General features: G+C 74.4%; 19 protein-coding genes. 7 read left to right on the top strand and 12 right to left on the bottom strand.

From position 1 onward, the window contains the following. Positions 1–47 precede the first annotated feature (47 nt). Both O7618_RS30595 and O7618_RS30590 read right to left on the bottom strand, forming a co-directional pair. Complete coding sequence (locus tag O7618_RS30595) at positions 48–593, bottom strand: TIGR00730 family Rossman fold protein (RefSeq protein ID WP_278109604.1); 546 nt, start codon at positions 591–593, stop codon at positions 48–50. 1 nt (position 594) lies between these two features. Next, positions 595–1,461 carry a TIGR00730 family Rossman fold protein gene (locus O7618_RS30590; protein ID WP_278109603.1) on the bottom strand — a complete coding sequence of 289 codons (867 nt, stop codon included), beginning with the start codon at positions 1,459–1,461 and terminating at the stop codon, positions 595–597. 157 nt (positions 1,462–1,618) lie between these two features. Between O7618_RS30590 and O7618_RS30585 the strand changes: the two genes are divergently transcribed. Then, on the top strand, positions 1,619–1,780 hold the full coding sequence (locus tag O7618_RS30585) for a hypothetical protein (protein WP_278109602.1): 162 nt from the start codon (positions 1,619–1,621) through the stop codon (positions 1,778–1,780). A 46-nt stretch (positions 1,781–1,826) separates the two neighbouring features. On the opposite strand, the gene dapE is transcribed toward O7618_RS30585, so the two are convergent. Then, a complete protein-coding gene (dapE, locus tag O7618_RS30580) occupies positions 1,827–2,900 on the bottom strand; it encodes a succinyl-diaminopimelate desuccinylase (RefSeq protein WP_278109601.1) in 1,074 nt (357 codons plus the stop codon). Positions 2,901–3,003: 103 nt separating this feature from the next. On the opposite strand from dapE, the gene dapD reads away from it, so the two are divergent. Beyond that, positions 3,004–3,963, top strand: coding sequence for a 2,3,4,5-tetrahydropyridine-2,6-dicarboxylate N-succinyltransferase (gene dapD / locus O7618_RS30575; protein ID WP_278110205.1), 960 nt, complete (start codon positions 3,004–3,006; stop codon positions 3,961–3,963). A 55-nt stretch (positions 3,964–4,018) separates the two neighbouring features. Here dapD and O7618_RS30570 read toward each other — a convergent pair whose 3' ends face one another. Continuing rightward, positions 4,019–7,351, bottom strand: coding sequence for a S8 family serine peptidase (locus tag O7618_RS30570; protein WP_278109600.1), 3,333 nt, complete (start codon positions 7,349–7,351; stop codon positions 4,019–4,021). Positions 7,352–7,495: 144 nt separating this feature from the next. Here O7618_RS30570 and O7618_RS30565 point away from each other — a divergent pair, with 144 nt between their 5' ends. Then, positions 7,496–8,053, top strand: a complete 558-nt coding sequence (locus tag O7618_RS30565) for a sugar O-acetyltransferase (RefSeq protein WP_278109598.1) — start codon at positions 7,496–7,498, stop codon at positions 8,051–8,053. Positions 8,054–8,148: 95 nt separating this feature from the next. Next, the gene (locus O7618_RS30560; protein ID WP_278109597.1) at positions 8,149–10,719 is read left to right on the top strand and encodes a hypothetical protein; all 2,571 of its coding nucleotides are present in this window, start codon (positions 8,149–8,151) and stop codon (positions 10,717–10,719) included. A gap of 42 nt (positions 10,720–10,761) precedes the next feature. Here O7618_RS30560 and O7618_RS30555 read toward each other — a convergent pair whose 3' ends face one another. From O7618_RS30555 to O7618_RS30545, 3 genes are read right to left on the bottom strand one after another with little or no spacing between them, the layout of a single operon-like run. Next, positions 10,762–11,409, bottom strand: coding sequence for a nucleoside/nucleotide kinase family protein (locus O7618_RS30555; protein WP_278109595.1), 648 nt, complete (start codon positions 11,407–11,409; stop codon positions 10,762–10,764). Then, entirely contained in the window at positions 11,409–12,050 is a 642-nt protein-coding gene (locus O7618_RS30550) for an SIMPL domain-containing protein (protein ID WP_278109593.1), read from the bottom strand. The genes O7618_RS30555 and O7618_RS30550 overlap by 1 nt, the downstream gene beginning before the upstream one ends. Before the next feature lie 5 nt (positions 12,051–12,055). Further along, positions 12,056–13,081, bottom strand: coding sequence for a prephenate dehydrogenase/arogenate dehydrogenase family protein (locus O7618_RS30545; protein ID WP_278109592.1), 1,026 nt, complete (start codon positions 13,079–13,081; stop codon positions 12,056–12,058). 302 nt (positions 13,082–13,383) lie between these two features. On the opposite strand from O7618_RS30545, the gene O7618_RS30540 reads away from it, so the two are divergent. Next, positions 13,384–15,225 carry a M48 family metallopeptidase gene (locus O7618_RS30540; protein ID WP_278109591.1) on the top strand — a complete coding sequence of 614 codons (1,842 nt, stop codon included), beginning with the start codon at positions 13,384–13,386 and terminating at the stop codon, positions 15,223–15,225. A 45-nt stretch (positions 15,226–15,270) separates the two neighbouring features. On the opposite strand, the gene dapC is transcribed toward O7618_RS30540, so the two are convergent. Together dapC and fdxA are read right to left on the bottom strand one after the other, a co-directional pair. After that, positions 15,271–16,380, bottom strand: coding sequence for a succinyldiaminopimelate transaminase (gene dapC / locus O7618_RS30535; protein WP_278110204.1), 1,110 nt, complete (start codon positions 16,378–16,380; stop codon positions 15,271–15,273). Continuing rightward, positions 16,377–16,703, bottom strand: coding sequence for a ferredoxin (fdxA, locus tag O7618_RS30530; protein WP_007464872.1), 327 nt, complete (start codon positions 16,701–16,703; stop codon positions 16,377–16,379). Before fdxA ends, dapC begins: the two co-directional genes overlap by 4 nt. Before the next feature lie 79 nt (positions 16,704–16,782). Between fdxA and O7618_RS30525 the strand changes: the two genes are divergently transcribed. Continuing rightward, the gene (locus O7618_RS30525) at positions 16,783–17,784 is read left to right on the top strand and encodes a GNAT family N-acetyltransferase (RefSeq protein ID WP_278109590.1); all 1,002 of its coding nucleotides are present in this window, start codon (positions 16,783–16,785) and stop codon (positions 17,782–17,784) included. Position 17,785: 1 nt separating this feature from the next. Here the strand turns inward: O7618_RS30525 and O7618_RS30520 are convergent, their stop codons facing one another. The 3 genes from O7618_RS30520 to mshB form a co-directional block, all read right to left on the bottom strand. Continuing rightward, complete coding sequence (locus O7618_RS30520; RefSeq protein WP_278109589.1) at positions 17,786–18,250, bottom strand: hypothetical protein; 465 nt, start codon at positions 18,248–18,250, stop codon at positions 17,786–17,788. An 86-nt stretch (positions 18,251–18,336) separates the two neighbouring features. Beyond that, entirely contained in the window at positions 18,337–18,831 is a 495-nt protein-coding gene (locus O7618_RS30515) for a hypothetical protein (RefSeq protein ID WP_278109588.1), read from the bottom strand. Further along, on the bottom strand, positions 18,828–19,751 hold the full coding sequence (gene mshB, locus O7618_RS30510) for an N-acetyl-1-D-myo-inositol-2-amino-2-deoxy-alpha-D-glucopyranoside deacetylase (protein WP_278109587.1): 924 nt from the start codon (positions 19,749–19,751) through the stop codon (positions 18,828–18,830). Before mshB ends, O7618_RS30515 begins: the two co-directional genes overlap by 4 nt. An 87-nt stretch (positions 19,752–19,838) precedes the next feature. Between mshB and O7618_RS30505 the strand changes: the two genes are divergently transcribed. Continuing rightward, positions 19,839–21,983 (top strand): prolyl oligopeptidase family serine peptidase, encoded by a 2,145-nt coding sequence (locus O7618_RS30505; RefSeq protein WP_278109586.1) that lies wholly within the window; start codon positions 19,839–19,841, stop codon positions 21,981–21,983. The last annotated feature ends 268 nt before the right edge of the window (positions 21,984–22,251 follow it).

Below are 22,251 nucleotides of genomic sequence, written 5' to 3'. Positions count from 1 at the left end.
GCGCGCACGGCGAGCGGACCGAGAGGGCGGCCACCGACCGGGGACGGTCAGGTGAGGCGGGCGTCGAGGAGGTCGAGCGCGGCGGGGACGCTGTCGGCGACCATCAGCAGGTCGAGACCGGCCGGCTTGAGGAAGTGGCGGTCGGCCAGCGTGCCGAGCCAGTCGAGCAACGGCCGGTAGAACCCGTCGGTGTCGACGAGCACCATCGGCTTGGCGTGCAGGGTCAGGGTGGCGGTGGTCCAGACCTCGAACAGTTCGTCGAGCGTGCCCAGCCCGCCGGGCAGCGTGACGAAGGCGTCCGACTTGTCGACCATCAGCGTCTTGCGGCTGGCCATCCCGTCGGTGACCAGCAGTTCGTCGGCGGCCAGGTCGGCGACCTCGAGGTCGACGAGCGGCTGCGGGATGACGCCGATCGTGCGACCGCCGGCCGCACGGGCCCCGTCCGCCACCGCGCCCATCATCCCGACGCAGCCACCGCCGCTGACCAGCGTGTGTCCGCGCCGGGCCAGCTCCACGCCGGTCTCGGTGGCCAACGCCAGCCAGCGGGCGTCGAGGATACGGGAGGACGCGCAGAACACGCAGACGTTGGCCATGTCAGCGCGACCCGGCCGGACCCTCGAGCGCGGCCTCGGCGGCGGCCTGCTGGTCGGCCGCCACCCGGGCGACCGCCTCCTCGCGGACCGCCTCCTGCTCGGCGGAGAGCACCGCCTCGGCCTCCACGATGTGCCGCACGGCCTCGTTGACGTCGTCGGTGACGCAGATCAGGTCGAGGTCGCCCGGCCCGATCTTGCCCTCGGCCGCCATGGTGTGGCGCAGCCAGTCGAGCAGCCCACCCCAGTAGTCCACGCCCATCAGCACCACCGGGAACCGGGTCACCTTGCCGGTCTGCACCAGGGTGAGCGCCTCGAACAGTTCGTCCATGGTGCCGAATCCGCCGGGCAGCACCACGAACGCCTGGGCGTACTTGACGAACATGGTCTTGCGGGCGAAGAAGTAGCGGAAGTCGATGGCCAGGTCGACCCAGTCGTTGAGGCCCTGCTCGAACGGCAGCTCGATGCCGAGCCCGACGGAGAGGCCACCGGCCTCGCCGGCGCCCCGGTTGGCAGCCTCCATCACGCCCGGCCCACCGCCGGTGATCACCGCGTAGCCGGCCCGGGCCAGCGCGCCGCCCAACTCCTCGGCCAGCCGGCATTCTGGGCTGTCGGGCTTGCTGCGGGCCGAGCCGAAGACGCTGACCGCGGGCGGCAGGTCGGCGAGCGTGTCGAACCCCTCGACGAACTCGGACAGGATCCGCAGGGCCCGCCAGGCGTCCTTGGTCTTCCAGTCGCTGCGCTCCCGGGAGTCGAGCAGCCGCTGGTCGGCGGTGCTGGTCGGGATCGCCCGGTTGCGCAGCGTGACCGCTCCCCGGTGCCGCTCCATCCGCGGCCCCTGCTCAGCCGGCCTCCCGCTGCTCTCGCTCATGGAGCCACCGTAGTGGAGCGACAACGACCCGGCGCGCAGGCCGGCGAGCCGGAGAAAATCTTTGCGATCAAGGCAACTAATTCGCTCGCTGGTACGTCTTACTATTCACATACCCGGTATGCCTGGGAGACGCGCCTTCGGGGGAGGAGCCAGCGTTTTGATCAGCAACAGCGAGATGATCCGGATCCGCCGGCAGATGCAGCGGCGGATCCACGACGTGGTGGCCGAGCGCCGCCGCGCGCGGATGACGGAGGCCCACCGCGCCGAGCCGACCGATGGCGCCGACGAGGCGGACACGCCGCTGACCACGAGCGTCTGACGATCCGGGGCCCGCGACGCCGGTCGGGGCCCCGGATCGGTGCAGGTCAGGCCGGGGCGAGCCAGCGGTGCAGGGTGGCCGCGCCGTCCCGGATCTTGGTCAGCTCGACGTGCTCGTCCTTGTGGTGGGCCAGGTTCGGATCGCCGGGCCCGAAGTTCAGCGCCGGAATGCCCATGGCGGCGAACCGCGCCACGTCCGTCCAGCCGAGCTTGCCGATCGGCGCGGCGCCGACCGCGGCCAGGAACTCCTGCGCGGCCGGATTGTCCAGCCCGGGGGTCGCGCCGGCCGCCGCGTCGGTGACCCTGAGGTCGAAGCCGGCGAACACCTCGCGCAGGTGGGCCTCGGCCCCGGCCGGGTCCCGGTCCGGGGCGTACCGGTAGTTGATCTCGATCTCGCAGAGGTCGGGGATGACGTTGCCGGCCACCCCGCCGTGGATGCCCGTCGCGTTGAGGCCCTCGCGGTAGTCGCAGCCCTCGATGGTCACCCGACGCGCCTCGTACGCGCCGAGGCGGCGCAGCACCTCACCGGCGCCGTGGATGGCGTTCACCCCGTGCCAGGACCGGGCCGCGTGGGCCCGCTCGCCGTGCGTGCTGACGACCGCCCGCATCGTGCCCTGGCAGCCCGCCTCGACGATCCCGTAGGTGGGTTCGAGCAGCACCGCGAAGTCGGCCTGGAGCCACTCGGGGTGGCTCTGGCCGACCAGGGTGAGGCCGTTGTAGCGCGACTCGATCTCCTCGGCCTCGTAGAACAGGTAGGTGACGTCGTAGCGCGGGTCGGCCAGCGTCACCGCCAGGTGCAGCGCGAACGCCACCCCGGACTTCATGTCCGAGGTGCCGCAGCCGTACATCAGGTCGCCGCGCATGGTGGACGGGAAGTTGCCGTTGAGCGGGACGGTGTCGAGGTGCCCGGCGAGCACCACACGCTGCGCCCGGCCCAGCTCGGTGCGGGCCATCACGGTGTTCGAGTGTCGATAGGTGCGCAGGTGCGGTAGGTCTCGCAACACCTCCTCGACGCAGTCGGTGATCGCCTTCTCGTTGAGGGAGACCGACTCGATGTCGACCAGGGCACGGGTCAGCGCCACCGGATCGGCCAGGACCTCGGGGGTCAACGGGTTCTGCATGTCTCGCACGGTACCGTCATCCTCGGTGGGTGCGAGGCACACGTTGCGCGCCCGCGGCCGCGAGCAGCGGCGGACGCCGCCGCCGGAGCAGAAGGGTGACATCGTGACGTCCGCACCATCCGCCTGGGGCATCGGCCTGGCCACCGTCACCGCCGAGGACCAGGTGCTCGACACCTGGTACCCGACCGGCAAGCTGGGTCTCGGCGAGCTGCCCCTGGTGCCCGGGGAGGACCAGGCCGACGTGCTGGACCTGCCGCCGGGCGCGATCGGCGAGCGGGCGCTGCCCGGCCTGCGCACCGTCGAGGTGACCACGGTGATCGGCTCGCTGGACGACCCGATCAAGGACGCCGCCGACGCGTACCTGCGGTTGCACCTGCTCTCCCACCGCCTGGTGCGGCCCAACGAGCTGAACCTCGACGGCATCTTCGGCAAGCTGGCGAACGTGGCCTGGACGTCGGCCGGGCCGTGCCCGCCGGAGCGGGTCGACGAGCTGCGCGTCATCGAGCGGGCCGCCGGCCGCCACCTGGCGGTCTACGGGGTGGACAAGTTCCCCCGGATGACCGACTACGTGGTGCCGGCCGGCGTGCGGATCGCCGACGCGGACCGGGTCCGGCTCGGCGCGCACCTGGCCGCCGGCACCACCGTGATGCACGAGGGCTTCTGCAACTTCAACGCCGGCACGCTGGGCACCTCGATGGTCGAGGGGCGGATCGTGCAGGGCGTGGTGGTGGGCGACGGCTCCGACGTCGGCGCAGGCGCCTCGATCATGGGCACGCTGTCCGGCGGCGGCACCGACCGGGTGCGCATCGGCGAGCGCAGCCTGGTCGGCGCGAACGCCGGCATCGGCATCTCCCTCGGCGACGACTGCGTGGTCGAGGCCGGCTGCTACGTCACCGCCGGCTCCAAGGTCACCCTGCCGGACGGCCGCGTGGTCAAGGCGCGTGCGCTCTCCGGCGTGGACGGGCTGCTGTTCTGGCGCAACTCGGTGACCGGCGCGCTGGAGGCGAAGCCGCGCACCGGCCGGGGCATCGAGCTGAACGCCGCGCTGCACGCCAACGACTAGCTGACGGCCCCGTCCGGGCCCGCGACACGATCGCCGCGGACCCGGACGGTCGGACTCACCGCAGGCGGTACGCCTGGATGATCCGCTGGGTCACGGTGTTGCCGGCGTCGTCACGGGCGGAGGCCCGCAGCGACACGTAGCCGGGCCCGGCCGGGTGCCGGACCGTGGCGGCCCAACCGGTGCCCTGCTTCTTCACTGTCGCCTTCCGCCAGGTCTTCCCACCGTCGTAGGAGACGTCGACGGTGAGCGCCTCGACCTTGCCGGACGGTGCCCCGGGCTGGCGTCGCACCGTCACCGGGACGGTGAACGTCCGGCCGGCCGGAGTGGTGCCGTCCACCGAGAGCGGCGGGGCGAACCGGACCGCCATCGCCGGCAGCCGTGCCGGCGTGTCGCCCGGCACCCGCTTCGAGCGGAACGTCCAGCTCGCCGAGACCTCGGTGCTCAGGTCGGTGAAACTGCGCTTCGCCAGCGTGTCGACCCGGTAGTTGGCGATGCCCGGAGGCACCTCGAACTCGCCGTACCCGGCGGCCTCGATCTCGTCGAGGAGCTTGCCGTTGCGGTAGATCGCGGTGCGTGCGGTGTCGGTGAGCGAGAAGCCCTGGTGCCCGGCCGCGTCGCTGAACACCGGCAGCGAGACCACCACCGTGTTCCCGGCACGGGTGATGCCCTGTTCCGGCCAGCGTGGCTGCGGGAACGACGGGCCGAACGGCGCGTTGTTCCAGTTCTCGGTGTAGTGGTGGCCGGCCCGGAAGCGGGTGGGCCCGGACTCCAGCACCGCCTGCACGTCGAGCCAGCCTTCCTCGGCCCGCTTGCCGAAGTCCAGCTCGGCGGTCCAGCGCGTCCGGGCGGTGCTGAAGTGCTCGATCCGCTTCCCCGGCACCGGAACGGGCAGGCCGACCGCCGAACCGCCGATGTTGTAGTCGGACTCCGGGAAGATGATCCGCTCGGTCTCCCCGGTGTAGCCGGCCGCGAACCGGTTCGTGACGTGGGCCAGGTCGCCCGGCCGGTAGTTCCGGACGAACCCGGTCGGGAAGCGGCCGGGGAACAACTCGTTCAGGGCGTAGAAGTAGGGGCTGCGTGCCGGATCCTTCGGCTCCGCCCACTGGCTCGCCAGCGCGCCGACGAAGACCTTGTCGGAGACGTTTCGGCCGAGCTGGGCCGAGTAGAGGCCGTCGAAGGTGTCCGTCCAGAGCCCGAAGGTGGCGTAGTAGTCGCCGAAGCTCCAGGCGGCGCTGACGTCGATCAGCAGCGGAACGGCGCCGCGCTGCGGCACGGTGCTGCGGACCGGCTTCCCCCGCCGGGCGTCGAGGTCGAGCCGCTGGTTGCCCTTCACCACCAACTCCGGCTGGGTCAGCATGGAGATCTCCGACCAGCCCTGGTCGCCCTCCTTGAAGATCAGGCCCTGCACGCCGTACCGGCCCTTGGGGACCCGGACGGTGGACTTGCCGGCGGCGTCGAAGACGTCCCGGGTGACGCCGTCGTCGAGCCCGATCAGGGTGGTGAGGTGGTTGCCGGTGAGCGCGCCGGCCCGGTCGCGGTGGGTCACGGTCAGGTCGTAGCTCTCCACCTCCCGGTTGACCGCGAGCGGAGTAACCGCGACGGTGTCGCCGGACCGGGCGGTCAGCCGGCCGGTCCAGTAGCCGTCGACGCCGAGCCGGGTGTCCACCACGACGGTGACCTGGGCGGTGCCGCCGGCCGGGACGGTGAGCCGGGTCGCGCTGAGGCTGACCATGCCGGCCGGCGCGGACCGCCCGCCCGGGCCGGTGAACTCGGCGCCCAGGTCGAGCGTGAGCGCGGCGGTCCCGCCGTTGTGGTAGGTGACGGCCCGGCTGATCGGCTTGTCGTCGGTGTGCGGCCAGAGCGCGACGCCGAACGAGACCGACGGCGGTTCGCTGGTCACCTGCTCGGTGATCGCGTGGGCCACGTCGACCCGGCCGGCGCCCTGCTGGAACGCGGTCTGCTCCGGGTGCGGCCGGGCGGAGGCCATCAGCGTGGCCTTGTAGCGGCCGGCGTTCCAGCCGGGGTGCTGTTGGGCGAGCAGCGCCACCGCGCCGACCACGTGCGGGGTCGCCATCGAGGTGCCGGAGAGGGAGACGTACCTGTCACCCACCGGGTCGCCGATCTGGCCGTGGGCGGCCCGGGCGGCCACGATGTCCACGCCCGGCGCGGTGATGTCCGGCTTGACGGCGCCGTCGCCGACCCGCGGCCCACGACTGGAGAAGTCGGCCAACTCGTCGTTCCGGTCGACCGCGCCGACCGCCAACGCGGCGTCGGCACTGGCCGGCGAGCCGACCGAGCCGTCGGCGCCGTCGTTGCCGGCGGCGGCCACGAAGAGCGTGCCGGTCTGCGCGGTGAGCGACTCGACCGCCTGCTCCAGCGGGTCGACCTCCGGGGTGTCCCAGCCGCTCAGGCTCATGTTGACCACGGTTGCGTGCTGCTCCGCGGCGGCCCACTGCATGCCGGCGAGGATCGCCGACTCGGTGCAGCCGAACTCCTCGCAGACCTTTCCGGACAGCAGCGTGGCGTCCGGGGCCACGCCCCGGTACTTGCCACCGGAGGCGGCCCCGCTGCCGGCGATGATCGAGGCGACGTGGGTGCCGTGCCCGACGATGTCGTCCGGGTTGGCCTCCTCGCTGAAGTTGCGCGACTCGGCGACCTTGCCGGCCAGGTCCGGGTGGGTGAGGTCGACGCCGGTGTCGAGCACCGCGACCTTCACGCCCTTGCCGGTCCACCCGGCGGCCCAGGCGGCCGGCGCGCCGATCTGCGGCACGCTGTGATCGAGCGTCACCCGCCGGCGGCCGTCCAGCCAGATCCGGTCGACACCCCCCGCCGCGTCGAGCCGGGCGCCGGACCCGTCCGCGCCGACGGAGCGCCAGAGCGCGCCCGCGTCGGACTTGGCCGCGGCGACCGCCGCGCCGCCGATCGCCGGCAGGTCGCGGGTCACCCGCGTGCCGGCCAGCGGGGCCGCCGCCCGTCGGGCCGCCCCCGCCCGGTACGACACCAGCAGCGGTGTGCTGTCGCGGTGTGCGTCGTCGTAACCGGCCGCGATCAGCCCGGTGACGTCGAACAGGCGCGGATCGAGCCGGCCGGACCGGACCAGCGCCAGCGCGTCCTGGGGGACCACGCTGAGGCCGGTCTTCTCGCGCCGGACCAGGAACTGGAGCGTGGCCCGGCCGGCGCCGGGGCGTACCGCCGCGCGGCCGCCGCCGGCGACGGTGACCTGGTCGCCGGTGATCAGTGTGACGGTGGCGGGGTGTCCGGCCGACCCGCTGCGGGCGGGCGGGCCGGTCGGGGCCGTCCGGGCGGCGGCGTGTGCGGGCACCGGCAGGCCGAGCGCCAGGCCCAGGGTGAGGCCGAGAGCGGCCAGTTTTCGGTGATTCCGGGGCAACCTTTTCTCCTCTGTGCGGCGTCATCGTCGATGAGGGACACATCGACGCGGGTTATCAGGATTACATACCGGGTATGCAACAGGAAGTCACCATTCCGACTCAAACCGTTCCGTTCGGTCGGCCGGACCGGCGATGATCCCCCGGTGACCTCCATGAAGGACCGGATGCTCGCCGGCGAGCCGTACCTCGCCGACGACCCCGCGATCGCCGCCGACCTGGACCGGGCCGCCCGGCTCACCGAACGCTTCAACCGCAGCTCCGCCGAGGACCCGGAGGGCCGTGCCGCCGCCCTGCGTGAGCTGCTCGGCTCGCTCGGCGAGGGGGCCTGGGTGCGGCCGCCGCTCCACTGCGACTACGGCCACCACACCCACATCGGCGCGCGCAGCTTCGTCAACGTCAACGCCGTCTTCCTCGACGTCGCCCGGATCACCGTCGGCGCGGACGTCCAGATCGGACCCAACGTGCAGTTGCTCACCGCGACCCACCCGGTGGAGCCGGAGGCCCGCCGGGCCAAGTGGGAGGCGGCCGAGCCGATCACCATCGGCGACAACGTCTGGCTCGGCGGCGGCGTGATCGTGCTCGCCGGGGTGAGCATCGGCGACAACACGGTGGTCGGCGCCGGCGCGGTGGTGACCCGCGACCTACCGGCGAACGTGGTGGCGGTGGGCAACCCCGCCCGCCCGATCAGAACTCTCGAATAACCTCCTGAGCTGCGGAAACAACCCCTTCAGGGGGATGCGGATTCCGGAATCAGCATGCACTCTGGGTAGTGAGATGCTCACTCTGGGAGGCCGCGATGGAGCGCGTGCTGGAACTGCGGGTCCACGGGGTGTCCAACACCCCACCGGATCAGCTGCTGGGCCTCGACCCCGGAGCGGGAGCCGGCGGCACACCACCGAAGCTGGTGGCCGGCGGACCGGTGACCGGATTCTTCCGGTCCCCCGCCGCCGTGCGCGACGACCCGATCAGCGTCGAGGCGTACAGCTGGGGGAAGCTGACCTCCGGCGCGCGGACCCGGCGCGACGTCCAACGCGCCCTCTGGACGCTGCTGCTGCCGTTCGCCCTGGCCAACGTCGCGCTGCACGCCCGCGCCGGCATCCCGGCGGACCCGGACCGGGAACGCTGGGCCAGCCGGTCCGGCATCACCGCCTGGCTCATCCGGCTGTTCTGCCTGAGCCTGACCTGCACCCTGGTGATCACCGTGACCGGGATCGGGGTGGACCTCGTCGGCTGGCAGTGCGTGAGCCGGGAGTGCCTCGGCCAGATCCCCGGGCCGTGGGAGTTCCTCGGCGACCCCTGGTGGCGTCAGGGCACCCGGGCCCTCGCCTTCGGCCTGCTGCTGCCGCTGCTCGTGCTGGGCGTCATCGGGGTGCTCGCCTGGCGCACCTACCAGTACGAGGCGGAGATGCCGGCCGAGCCGCGCCACCGGCCGGCCGGCGACGACGGGCCGGCCGAAGCGCCCGAGCCGCTGGAGAACCCGCTGCAGGACCCGACGTTCTGGAACGGCGAGGGCCAGTTGCGGCGGGCCGCGGTGCTGCACCTGTGCACCGGGGCGGTGGCCGCCGCCGCCGTGCCGGTCGGCGCGGTGGTGGTCATGGATCCACCGCGCGGCCTGCGGGCCGCGGTCGCCTGGCCGACCGTGCTGCTGTTCGCCACCGTGGTGACCATCGCCGTGATCGCGGTCGGCCGCCCCTGGCTCAGCCGGCGCCAGGGTGCCACTCCGCTCGGCCGGTGGAGTGTGGCGGTGGCGGCGCTCACCGGCCTCGGGCTGCTGGGCACGTTCGTCCTCCTGCTGCTCCCGGACGGCCCGGCCGGCACCCCGCTGGCCGGCTACCGGCCACCGGCCGGATGTGCGGGCACCCCGGGGCTCCCCGGCTGCGACGCCGCACGGCCCCTGCCCGGCTACGAGACCACGCTGGCCTGGCTCGTCACCTACCAGGTGCTGCTGCTGGTGGCGATCGGCGCGGCGAACCGCTCGGGCCGGCGGGCACTCGTCGGGCCGGTGGCCGCCGCCGCGCTGCTGCCGCTCACGGTGGTCTGGATCGAACGCGGCCTGCCCGGCCTACCCTCCGCGCCGGCCGAGCTGCATACCTGGATGCTCGTCGGCCCGGCCATCGCGGTGGCCGTCGCCGGGCTCCTGCTGCCCCGGCTCCGGCCCGCCGTGCCGACCCAGCCGCTCGGCGCGTACACCGGGATGGCCTGGCACGGTTGCGCCCCGGCGGTCATCGCCGGCTTCGGCTGGATGCTGGCCGTCGCCTACTGCGCCGGGCTGCTCTACTGGGTCAGCGAGCGACTCGCCGGCGCCGGCGAGCCCGGCGACCCGAGCCGCGTGGTCCCGCCGCTCGCCGTCTTCTGGGCCGGGCTGGCCTGCGTGATCGGGCTGGTCACCCTGCTCGGACTGCTGATCCGGGTCGCGGTCCTGCTGCACGGCCTACGCCGCGCGGAGTACGCCGGGCTGACCGCCGCCGGCGGCCTCTCCGCGCACGACAGGCGCCGCTGCCGCGACGTCAGCACCTACCGGGCACTGCACCGGCTGGTGGGCGAACACGCGGTCCGGTTGATCGGCTGCTACGCGGCCGTCTCCGCGGTCCTGATCACCCTCTGTTGCGCCGCCGCGCTCTCCGGCCACCGGCCCGACCCCCTCTCCCCCGCCGGATGGCAGACCCTGATCCACTGGACCGCCGAGCTCGGCGACGCCGTGCTCGGCTGGCTGCCGGTGGTGACCAGCGCGCTCGGGTTGCTCATCTACCGCACCGACTCGGTACGCCGCTCGGTCGGCGTGATCTGGGACGTCTGCACGTTCTGGCCCCGGGCCGCGCACCCGCTCGCCCCGCCCAGCTATGCCGAACGGGCCGTGCCGGAACTCCAGACCCGGGTGGCCGGGCTGCTCGCGCTGCCGCCGCACCACCCCGACCGAATGGACGGCGTGATCCTCTCCGGGCACAGCCAGGGCACCGTCATCTGCGCCGCGGTGCTGCTGCAACTGCCCACCCGGTGGCGGCGGCGGACCTGGTTCTTCTCCTACGGCTGCCAGCTCACCCGACTCTACGGCCGGGTCTTCCCGTCCTACTTCGGGCCGGAGCGGCTGCGCACGCTCGCCCGGGCCGTCACCTGGCCCAGCGGGCACGTCGCCTGGACCAACTTCTGGCGGGACACCGACCCGCTCGGCTGGCAGGTCAGCGCCGGGCAGCGGGACGTGCCGGTGGCCGACCCGGAGGCGCTGCACCCGTCCGGCGGGGAGGTCGCCGACCCGCCCATCCGCAGTCACAGCGGCTATCCGGACGCGGTCGAGTTCGCCCGCGAGCGGGCCGTGGTGGCCCGCCTGCTGCGCCGCAGCGTGCCGTCACCCCGCCCCGGCGCCGGCTGACCGCGGCCCGCCCCGCCACCCGACCGGCGGGCCGCCGCGCGCTCAGGCCGGGGGCGGCTCGGCCAGCCGGACCACCAGGTCGGCGTGCGGGGCCGTGCCGACCACCAGCCGGGCATTCTCCTCGTCGCTGCCGAGCGCCCAGGCCCGGGCCTGCTCCGGCGACTTCCCGTAGGCCTCGTGCCGGGCGGTCAGGCGGCGCACCCGCAGCTCGGCATCCAGGTCGAGGAACCAGGCCCGGTGCAGCAGCGAGCGCACCTCCTCCCACGGGTCGGCGCGCAGCAGCAGGTAGTTGCCCTCGGTGACCACCAGCCGCACCTCAGGCGGCACCTCGATCGCGCCGGCGACCGGCTCCTCCAGGTCGCGGCGGAACTCCGGCGCCCACACCGAAGTCGGCTCCAGTCGCCGCAACCGGCGCAGCGTGGCGACGAAACCGTTGACGTCGAAGGTGTCCGGCGCGCCCTTGCGCGCCGTGCGCCCCAACCGGGCCAGCGCGGATGAGGCCAGGTGGAAGCCGTCCATCGGGACCAGCCGGGCGGTCGGGCCGACCTCGGCGACGACCCGCTGGGCCAGGGTGGACTTGCCCACCCCGGGAGCGCCGGCGATGCCGAGCAGTTGCCGCGGGCCGTCCTCGGCGAGCGCCCGCGCGCGGGCGACCAGCTCGTCGAGCGCGAGCACCTGGGCGGGCGGCATCAGGCGAGCACCGGCTCGCTGATGGTGAACCGCGCCTCGACCGCCGCCTGCACCGACTGCGGCGCCGGGTCCAGCTCCAGCTCCGGCACGGACTCGCCGGACCGGGCGTACGCCGCCTTGGCCAGCATCGGCGGGACCGCGGTCAGGCCCGTGTCGGCCAGCTCGCGCAGCGCGGTGACGCGGGCGCCGAGCGCCTCGGCGTATTCCCGGGCGCGGGCCAGGGCGTCGGCGATCGCGGCGTGCCGCGCCTCCCGGTAGGCCGGGCTGTCCGGTCGCAGCGACCAGACCGGGCCAGCCACCTCGACCTGTTCGTGCTCGGCCAGGCGGAGCATCAGCTCACCGAGCGAGGTGAAGTCGGTGACCGTGACCGTGGTGCTGACGCTGCCCTGCCAGGCCACCACGCGTTCGCCCGAACGCTTCGTCACCGGCCAGACGTTGACCTGCCCGGTCTCGCGTCGTTCCACGGCCGGCTCGGCCGCGTCCAGCAGCGCGCGCACCGCGGCGGCCCGTTCGGCCAACCGGGTCAGCGTGGCCTGCCGATCCCGGTCCCGGGCGACCGCGGTCACGGTGAACCGGGCCAGCTCGGGAGCGACCTCCCGGTAGGCCTCGCCGCGTACCGCCACGACCGGTGCGTCCGCCATGCCGCTCAGCCTAACGGCGGGGTGGCCGGCAGGTGCGCCGTGTACCCGACCGCGCCGGCCGTCACCCGGCACCCGGTCAGGTGGCCCCCCGCCGCGCCCAGCTCGCGCAGGTAGGCCAGCTCGACCGCGTGGTCCGCACCGGCCGGGAACTCCCGCCGGTGCGCGGTGAACGCGCGGCCCCGCAGCGTGGCCCGCGCCGTGCGGGCCTCGGCCAGCCGGCCGGCCAGCGCCGCGCCGTCGCCGGCGCGCAGCGCGCCGGTCAGCTCGTCCAGGAAGGCGGCCACCTCGGCCAGCTCGGCCAGCACCCGGTCCCGATTGCCGAGCAGCATGTTCGCGGTCCGCTCGGGCGGGCCGCCGGCGACCCGGGTCCCGTCGGAGAAGCTGCCGGCGGCCAGCGCCAGCACCGCGTCCCGCAATGCCGAGCGCTGCACCGTACCGGCCAGCGCGCCGGCCAGCAGGTGCGGCAGGTGCGAGGCGAGCGCGGCGGCGGCGTCGTGCTCCGGGGCCGACATCGGCACCACCCGGGCGTGGAAGACGTCGACGAGCAGCGCGGCGAGCCGCCGGAACGCGCCCACCCCGGTCGGGCCCGGGCAGAGCACCCAGGCCGCGCCGTCGAGCAGTTCCGGGGCGGCGGCGGCCAGGCCGGCCCGGTCGGCGCCGGCCATCGGATGACCGGGCACGAACCGGTGCCCGAGCCCCTGCGCGGTGGCGACGGTGGCCACCTCGGCCTTGACGCTGCCCACGTCCGTGAGCACGCACCCGTCGTCGGTGGCGGCGGCCACCCGGGCCAGCATGGCCGGCAGCGTGGGCAGCGGGCCGCAGACGAACACCACGTCCCGCCCGGCGACCGCGTCCTCGACCTCGTCGGGGGCCGCGACGCCCCGCTCGCGCACCTGTCGCCGGGCCGCCGGGTCCGGGTCCCAGGCGGCCACGTCGAGCCCGGCGTCGCGGAGCCGGAACAGCACCGAACCACCGATCAGCCCGGTCCCGACCACCGCCCCGCGTGCCAGCCCGCCGGCCTCGCCCACCATCGGCCCACCTCGGCGTCCGCGTCGTCGGCGGAGCCCGGTCGGCCCCGCGGGAAGTCCCGCCGAGAATATCGCCCATCCCACCGAGGCCCGGATGCAAGGCGGGGCCCCTTCTTAACACCAGGTGTTAAGAAGGGGCCCCGCCTCTACCGAAAGCGTTAAGAAGGGGCCCCGCCTTACGGCATCGACGGCGGATATCGATCCGGCCGGACGGTGGATGTCGGTGCCCGCGGTACGGCGTACGGTCCTCCGGCGGCTCGACCGGAACGACCGGTCGGGCCTTCGTCAACGGGGAAGGGACACTCATGTCCGCGACGTACCGGGCGCTCGCCTCGGTGGTCATGTTGATCGGTTTCTACGTCGTCGCGCTGCTCCAGCTCGCCGCCGTGATCGCGCTCGGGATCTGGCTGTTCGGCCACACCTCGGGCATCGTCACCGGCAAGCTGCTGCTGCCGCTGGTGGTCGCGCTGGGCGCGGTGGGCGTCGGGATGTGGAAGGCGATCCGTACCAGGAACGAACCGGCGCCCGGCCTGGTCCTGGACGAGCGGGCGGCGCCCCGGCTCTGGGCCACCGTGCGCGAGCTGGCCACCGCGGTCGGCACCCGGGCACCGGACGAGATCCGGCTGGTGCCCGAGGTGAACGCCGCGGTCGGCGAGCAGAGCCGGCTGCTCGGTCTGGTCGGTGGTCGGCGCACGCTCTACGTCGGGCTGCCGCTGCTCCAGGCGATGCGGATGGACCAGTTCCGTTCGGTGCTCGCGCACGAGCTGGGCCACTACTCCGGCCGGCACACCCGCCTCGGCGGGGTGGCCTACCGGGGCCGGCTGGCCATCGAGGAGACGATCGAGCGGATCAGCCCGCGCAACCCGATCGGCTGGGTGTTCAAGGGCTACTCGCTGCTCTACCTGATGGTGGACAACGCCGCCTCACGCCGCCAGGAACTGGAGGCCGACCGGGCGTCGGTGGCGCTCGCCGGCACCGAGGCGGCCACCTCGGCGCTGCGTACGCTGCCCGCGCTCGACGCCGCCTGGGCCTTCTACACGCGCCGCTACGTCGAGTCGGGCTGGTCCGCCGGGCTGGCCCCGGACGACCTCTTCGGCGGCTTCGCGGAGCTGCTGGACGCCCGCCGCGAGGAGATCGACGCGCTGCGGGAGAACGCGCCGGAGCGGGAGCCGTCCCGCTGGGACACCCACCCGCCGATCGGCGTCCGGGTCGCCGCCATGACGGCCGCTCCCCCGACCACGGCGGGCGCGGACGACCAGCCGGCGCGGACGCTGCTCGCGGACGTGGCCGCCGCCGGCCGCCAGCTCCAGGCGCTGGTGGTCGAGCACGGCTCCCGGCGGGTGCTGCCGTGGCCGGAGTTCGTCGCCGAGTCGGTCGCCGCCGACGTGCAGCGGCGGGCGGACAACCTCTACCGGGCGGTCGGCCGGTTCACCGGCACTCCCGCGCCGGGCCTCCCGACGGTGCTGGACCTGGTCCGCGCCGGCCGGCTGGGCGAGTTCGCCGAGCAGTTGTTCGACGGTGCCACCCGCAAGGAGGCGGCGGCCGCGTTCGCCGGCCCGATGGAGACGCTGCTGGACCACGCGGCGGTCCGCTCCGGCCGGGCGCGCTGGCAACTCTCCTGGTCCGGCCCGGCCTCGCTGGTCGGCACGTCGGGCGAGCCGTGGGACCTGGCCGACGAGGCCAAGCTGGCGGTCACCCCGGAGAGCCTGGACGAGGCGCTGGCCCGGCTGGCCGAGCGGGGCGTCGACGTCGCCGGCGCCACCGTGGTGCAGGCCCGTGCCACCGCCCGGAACGCCGACCTGATCGCCGGCCTGGCCAACATCAAGATCGACGGCCGGGAGCACGACGTGCTGGTGCTCGACAACGGCCTGGTGCTGATCGCCGACCCGGGCAAGGCCGGCCAGGGCGAGAAGCGGCTGACCGCGCTCGTCGGTTCGGTGCCGGTCGCCGACCTGGCCGCCCGCCACCCCTATCTGCCCTACGAGGAGATCACCTCGGTGGAGGTGCGGCGGGAGGTGCCGCTGAAGGCCACGCTGACGCTCTTCGACGGCCGCACCGTGCAGATGCAGGAGCTGATGGCCAGTGAGTTCCTGGAAAAGCGCAGCCGGGACACGCTGCTGACGGTGTTCCGGCGGATCAACGGCTGAGCCGCGCCGGCCGCCGGCCCCGTTGACGGGGTCGGCGGCCGGCGGTCAGGACTCGGCGAGCCGGCCGGCCACCGCGTCGACGTGCGCGTCGGACTCGGTCAGCGCCGCCCGCACGTGCCGGGCGCCGGCCGGGCCGTAGAAGACGCCGGCGGCGACCAGGATGCCGCGCCGGGCCAGCCAGTCGACCGTGTCCCAACAGTCCTCGTCGCGGGTCAGCCAGAGGTAGAGCCCGGCCTCGGAGTGCTCGACCGTGAAGCCGGCGCCGGTGAACGCGGCGCGCAGCGTCTCCCGCCGGGCCCGGTAGCGCTCCCGCTGGGCGTCGGCGTGCGCCTGGTCGGCGAGCGCGGCCACCATGGCCGCCTGCACCGGGGCCGGCACGATCATGCCGGCGTGCTTGCGCACCTTGAGCAGCTCGGCCGTCAGCGCCGGGTCGCCGGCCACGAACCCGGCCCGGTAGCCGGCCAGGTTGGAGCGCTTGGAGAGCGAGTGCACCGCGAGCACGCCCGCGTAGGACCCGCCGCACACCTGCGGCGAGAGCACCGAGACGGGTTCGGCGTCCCAGCCCAACGGCAGGTAGCACTCGTCGCTGGCGACCACCGCGCCGCGCTCGCGGGCCCACTCGACCACCTTGCGCAGGTGGGCGGCGGGCAGCACCCGGCCGGTCGGGTTGCCCGGCGAGTTGACCCAGACCAGGCGGACCCGGGGGTCGGGGCCGAGCGCGGTCAGCGAGTCACTGCGCACGACCGTCGCGCCGGCCAGCCGGGCCCCGTCCTCGTATGTCGGATAGGCGACCGACGGCACCACGACCACGTCACCCGGGCCGAGCCCGAGCAGCGTGGGCAGCCAGGCCACCAGCTCCTTGGAGCCGATCGTGGGCAGCACCCCCAGCCCGTCGACACCCGCGCCGCAGGCCCGGGCCACCCAGGCCGCGATGGCGTCCCGCAGGGCGGGCGTGCCCGCGGTCAGCGGATAGCCCGGCGCGTCCGACGCGTCGGCGAGCGCCTGCCGGATCAGCGGCGGCACCGGGTCGACCGGCGTGCCCATGGAGAGGTTGATGAGACCACCCGGGTGCGCCGCGGCCGTGGCGGCCGCGGCGTCCAGCGTGTCCCAGGTGAACTCGGGCAGCCGTGCCGAGACCGGCGTGGGCCGGCTCAGTGGCCCTCGCCGCGCGGCGGCTGCGCGGCGACGAAGGTGGCGTCCTTCTCCACCTTGCCGATCTTCGAGGCGCCCCCGGGCGAGCCCAGGTCCTCGAAGAACTCGTAGTTCGCGCCGGTGTAGTCCTTCCACTGCTCCGGCACGTCGTCCTCGTAGAAGATCGCTTCCACCGGGCAGACCGGCTCGCAGGCACCACAGTCGACGCACTCGTCGGGGTGGATGTAGAGCATCCGGTTGCCCTCGTAGATGCAGTCGACCGGGCACTCCTCGATGCATGCCTTGTCGAGCACATCCACGCACGGCTCGGCGATGATGTAGGTCACCGGTCTTCTCCTCCGCAAGACTCGTCGCGATCATCCGCAACGGTAAGAGCCTAGTATCTCGCCGGGGAGGGGGTCGATCGTGCTCCGACAGCAGGACGTGGGACACCGGATCGTGGTTCGCCGGATTGTGGGGATTCGCGAGGGCCGGCCGCTCTTCTCCGACGCGCTCGGGGAGCTGGTGGAGCTGAGCGAGACCCACATCACCCTCGCCACCGACCGCGGGCCGCTGCGCGTCCCGGTCGGCGAGGTGCACCGCGCCAGGCGGGTGCCGCCGGCCCGCCGGCCGACCGCCGCCGCGGTGATCGCCCTGGAGACCGCCGCCGACGAGGCCTGGCCCGCGCCGGTACGCGGGCGGCTCGGCGACTGGCGGCTGCGGGCCGCCGCCGGCTGGACCGGCCGGGCGAACAGCGCGCTGCCGATCGGCGACCCGGACCGCCCGCTGCCCGAGGCGCTGGACGCGGTGCACCGCTGGTACGCCGACCACGGCCAGCACGCCCTGGTGAACACGCCGCTGCCGCTGGCCGCCCCGGTCGGCGCGGAGCTGGACGCGCGCGGCTGGACGTCCCGCCCGCCGGTGCTGGTGCAGACCGTCCCGCTGGTCACCCTGACGACGCCAGGCCGCGCCGTCGGGACGGCGCACGGGGCGGGGCCACCCACGAACGCGTCGACCGGCGGGGACGCTCCCCCGGTGACACTGGCCCGGGTACCCGCCGACGACTGGCTGGCGGTCGCCGCCGACCGCAAGGGCGGGCTGCCGCAGGCCGCCCTTCACGTGCTCACCGCCGTGGACCGGATCCGCTTCGCCGAGCTGCGGGTCGACGGCCGACTGCTCGCGGTGGGCCGGGGCACCGTCACCGGTGCGGGGCGTTGGCTCGGGGTGAGCCTGCTCGAGGTGCTGCCGGAGGCCCGCCGGCGCGGCTACGCCGGGGCGGTCGTGCGGGCCCTGGCCGGCTGGGCCGCCGCCGAGGGCGCCACGCAGGCGTTCCTCCAGGTGGAGCAGACGAACGTGGGCGCGGTGGCGCTCTATCGCCGGCTCGGCTTCACCACCCACCACACCTATCTCACCCGGGTGGCGCCCTGACTCAACGCCGGACGACCTTGCGGGGCCGGGACTGCTTCAGCTCGGCGTACCGCTTGAGCTGGCGGGAGCGGAAGTCCCGGCCGAGCGCGGTGAGGGTCAGGTAGCCGACCAGCACACCCGCCGCGGTGGCCGCGAGATAGAGCCAGATCTGGGCGAAGAACAGGCCGGCCCCACCACCGAACGGGTTCTCGCCGACCAGCAGCGGCCCGACGAAGACGGTGAGCGCCAGCGCCGCGACCACCACCAGGGCCAGGTCACCGGCCCAGTGCCCGAGCGGCCGGGCGGCGCCCCAGCGGAACGCGGCGCCGGCCAGGATCAGACCGATGGCCAGGAACATCACCAACGAGACCCGGCTGGCCGCGGTGTCGTCGTCCGGGAAGGCGAACCTGATGACCAGCCGGGCCACCACGTTGACCACGAACAACGCGGCCGTCAGCACAACCACCGCACGCCACCGCTGACCCATCGCACGCCTCCCGCCGTACCGCCCCGCCCCCGCGGCGGGTCTCTGGCAGGAATGTCTACCACCGCCGGCTGTGCGGCGTCAGCACCTCACGGTTGTGCGGGCGGTGGCGCCACGAGGTGCCGGAAGCCGAGCACCGCGAAGGTGACCGCGCCGGTCACGATCAGCGCGAGGCCGAGCACGTTGTCGCCGGCCAACGCCAGATCGCCCTCGGTGGTGCGGAAACCGCCCACCACGATCACCAGGAACCACGGCAGCGCGGCCAGCGCCACCCCCCACCGGCTGCCGGTCGAGGCGTGCGCGAACCAGCCGAGCAGCACCGTCGACGCCGCCACCGCGGCGACACCGGCCACCGCCAACCCGATCCCGACCAGAGCCTGGGTGCCGCCGGCGCGGCCCTGCACGGTCTCCCAGGCCCAGGTGGCGAAGATCAGGTCGAGCAGCGCGGCCAGCACGCCGGCCCAGACCGCCACCACGCCGCCGGCCACCCGCAGCGCGCGGTCGAGCGCCCGCTCCGCCCGGCCGGGCGGAGCGGACGGCGACGGCTCGGGCAGGACCGACACGGGCGCGGCGGGCGACGTCACCGGAGACCGGCCGCCGCGACCGGGGCGCGGTCCGGCGCGTCCGGGGCCAACCCCGCGAAGAGGTCGTCCTCCCAGCCGTACGGGCCGTTGCCGGGTCCCTTCTCGCCGACCGCGAGCGTGAAGTATTCGACGCCCATGAACTCGGCACCGAAGTTGCCGGCGATCGAGTAGAGCCAGGAGTCGGCCGGGATCTGGGTGGCGTGGGCGCGCATCGCCGCCTCCTTCGCGGCGTGCTGGTCGGTGGCGTCGATCCGGGCCGCGATCTGCGCGTCGGGCGTGCCGAACGGCAACTCCGCCACGTCGGAGATGCCGGCGAAAGGATTGTCGGACGACTCGGTGAACGCCTCCAGGCCGGCGTCCAGCACGCTGCGCGGCATGGCCGTCCAGTAGACCTTCGCCGGGGCGATCCCCTCGGCCGCGGCCAGCTCGACGGCGCGCATGGCCACCCGGTGCGCCTGGATGTGGTCGGGGTGGCCGTAGAAGCCGTTCGGGTCGTACGTGATCAGGACCTGGGGGCGGACCTCGCGGACGACCGCCAGCAGGTGCCCGGCGGCGGAGTCGAGATCGGCCCGCCAGAACGCCCGCGGGTGGTCGTTGGTGGCCAGCCCCATCATCCCGGAGTCGCGGTAGCGGCCCGCGCCGCCGAGGAACCGGTGGTCGGCCACGCCGAGCGCGGCGCAGGCCGAGGCCAGCTCCGCGATCCGGTAGCCGCCGAGCTGGTCGGCCTCGGCCGCGGCGAGACCGGACAGCGCCGGCACGTGGATCTCGCCCTCCTCGCCCAGCGTGCAGGTCACCAGCGTGACGTGGGCGCCGGCGGCGGCGTAGTGCGCCATCGTCGAGCCGGTGCCGATCGACTCGTCGTCGGGATGCGCGTGGACCAGCAGGAGGCGTCGGTCGGGCAGCGTCGTCACGCCCGTCACTCTAACCGGCGGTCCTGCCCCTCCGGCGGTCATGCGTCCGCCCAGGTCGGCCACATCACGCCGGGAGCCCGCCTACGATCTGCAGGCGTGGACTTTCCCGAGCTGGCCGCCCGTACCCGTCGGTTCAGCCACGGAGCGCCGCGCGCCGTGACCGTCGCGGGTGACGGCTCCCGGGTGCTCTTCCTGCGGTCGGCGGGGCCGGAGGACCCGGCCGACGCGCTCTGGCTCCTCGATGTCGACACCGGCGCGGAGTGTCTGGTCGCCGACCCGACGGTGCTGCTGGGCGCGGACGCCGAGCCGGCCCGCCTGGCGCCCGGCGAACGGGCGCTGCGCGAACGGCTGCGGCTCAGCTCCGGCGGCATCGGCTCGTACGCGCTGGACGCCGCCGGACGGGTCGCCGCGTTCGCGCTGGCCGGGCGGCTGTTCCGGGCCGACCTGGTGCACGGCGACGTGATCGAGGTGGCCGCCGTCGGGCCGGTGATCGATCCCCGGCCCGACCCGACCGGCGAACGACTCGCCTACGTCACCGACACCGCCGAGGGTGTCCGCCGGGGCCAGCTGCGGGTGGTCGAGCCGGACGGCGCGGACAACCTGCTCGCCGGCGAGGACAGCGGCGTGACCTGGGGGCTGGCCGAGCACGTCGCGGCCGAGGAGTTCCACCGCCACCGGGGCTACTGGTGGGCGCCGGACGGGCGCTCGGTGCTCGCCGCCCGGGTGGACGAGTCCCGCCTGCCCCGCTGGTACCTGTACGACCCGGCCGAGCCGGCGAGCCCACCGACGTCGGTGGCGTACCCGGTCGCGGGCGGCCCGAACGCGGAGGTGAGCCTGCACCTGCTCGACCTCGACGGCGGCTGGGTCGACGTGCACTGGGACCGCGAGACCTACCCCTACCTCAACTCGGTCGAGTGGGCCGACGGCGGGCCACTGATCACGGTGCTGCGCCGCTCCCAGCAGCACGGCCTGGTGCTCGCGGTGGACCCGCGCACCGGGGAGACGCAGGTGCACGCCGAGCTGGCCGACCCGCGCTGGGTGGAACCGATCCCGGGCACCCCGGCGCACCTGCCCGACGGGCGGGTGCTGGTCGGCGGCGAACTGGCCCACGACGGGTACGACGCCAGGTGCCTGTTCGCCGACGGCACGCTGCTCACCCCGCCCTCGCTCTACGTGCGGCGGGTGGTCGGGCGGCTGCCGGCCGGCCCGGGCACCGCGGCCGACCTGTTGGTCGAGGCGAGCGAGGGCGAACCCAGCCAGCGCCACCTCTATCGGGTGCGAACCGCTGTCGGCGGCGGGATGGACGCCCGCCGGATGGGCAGCGACCCGGGCTGGCACACCGCCTCGATCGGCGGGTCCACGCTGGCGGTGGGCGTCGCCTCGCTGGAGCACGCCGGGGTCCGCTGGCGGGTGTGGCACGGCGACCGCGAGGTGGCCGAGTTGCGTTCGCTCGCCGCCACCAGCTCGTCCGCCCCGCGACCGACGCTGGTGCGGGTGACCGACCGGCGGCTGCCCAGCGCGGTGCTCTACCCCGGCGAGCACGTCAAGGGCACCCGGCTGCCGGTGCTGGTGGACATCTACGGCGGGCCCGGCCACCAGGAGGTGGTCGCGGCACGCGACGCCTGGCTGGAGCGGCAGTGGTGGGCCGACCAGGGCTTCGCGGTGGTGACCGTCGACAACCGGGGCACCCCGGGCATCGCGCCCTCGTTCGAGAAGGCGATCCACCGCCGGGTGGCGGACGTGATCCTCGCCGACCAGGTGGACGCGCTGACCGCGCTCGCCGGCAAGCATCCCGACCTGGACCTGGGCCGGGTCGCGGTGCGCGGCTGGTCGTTCGGCGGCTGGCTGGCCGGGCTGGCGGTGCTACGGCACCCGGAGCTGTTCCGCTGCGCGATCGCGGGCGCGCCGGTCACCGACTGGGCGCTGTACGACACCGCCTACAGCGAGCGTTACCTGGGCATGCCGGAGGACGGCATGGACGTCTACGCCCACCACTCGCTGGTCGAGCTGGCCGCCGAACCGGTCGGCGACCCGGAGGAGGCGCGGCCGATGCTGCTGGTGCACGGCCTGGTCGACGACAACGTGCTGGCCGCGCACACGCTGCGGCTCTCCGCCGCGCTGCTGTCCACCGGCCGCCCGCACGCGGTGCTGCCGCTGCCCGGCGCGAGCCACCTGGCGGCCGGCGGCGTGTCCGAGCGCCTGCTCCGCCTCGAGCTGGATTTCCTCCGCCGCTGCTTGTAAGGAGGGGGCCCCTGTTAACGCTTTCTGCATAGGCGGGGGCCCCTATTAACTCCCGCACGTGCTGGCTGTGTCGCTGGAGGCGGTCATGAGTCGACGTGGCGGATCCGGCTGCGGGTGACCGTCAGGTGCCGGACCCAGTCGGTCGGCGCGGTCTGGCTCAAGCGGGACGTCGAGCGCTACATCCGGGACCACCGACCACCCCGGCCGGCAGACGACGAGGAGTAGGCCCGAGACCCGGACTCCGCAAACGGCTGAGCCCCGGCCGGCA

The sequence above is a fragment of the Micromonospora sp. WMMD980 genome, assembly GCF_029626035.1.
Classification (GTDB): Bacteria; Actinomycetota; Actinomycetes; order Mycobacteriales; family Micromonosporaceae; genus Micromonospora.
The sequence above is the reverse complement of the archived record's forward strand: the minus strand, read 5'-3'. Positions and strand labels throughout refer to the sequence as shown.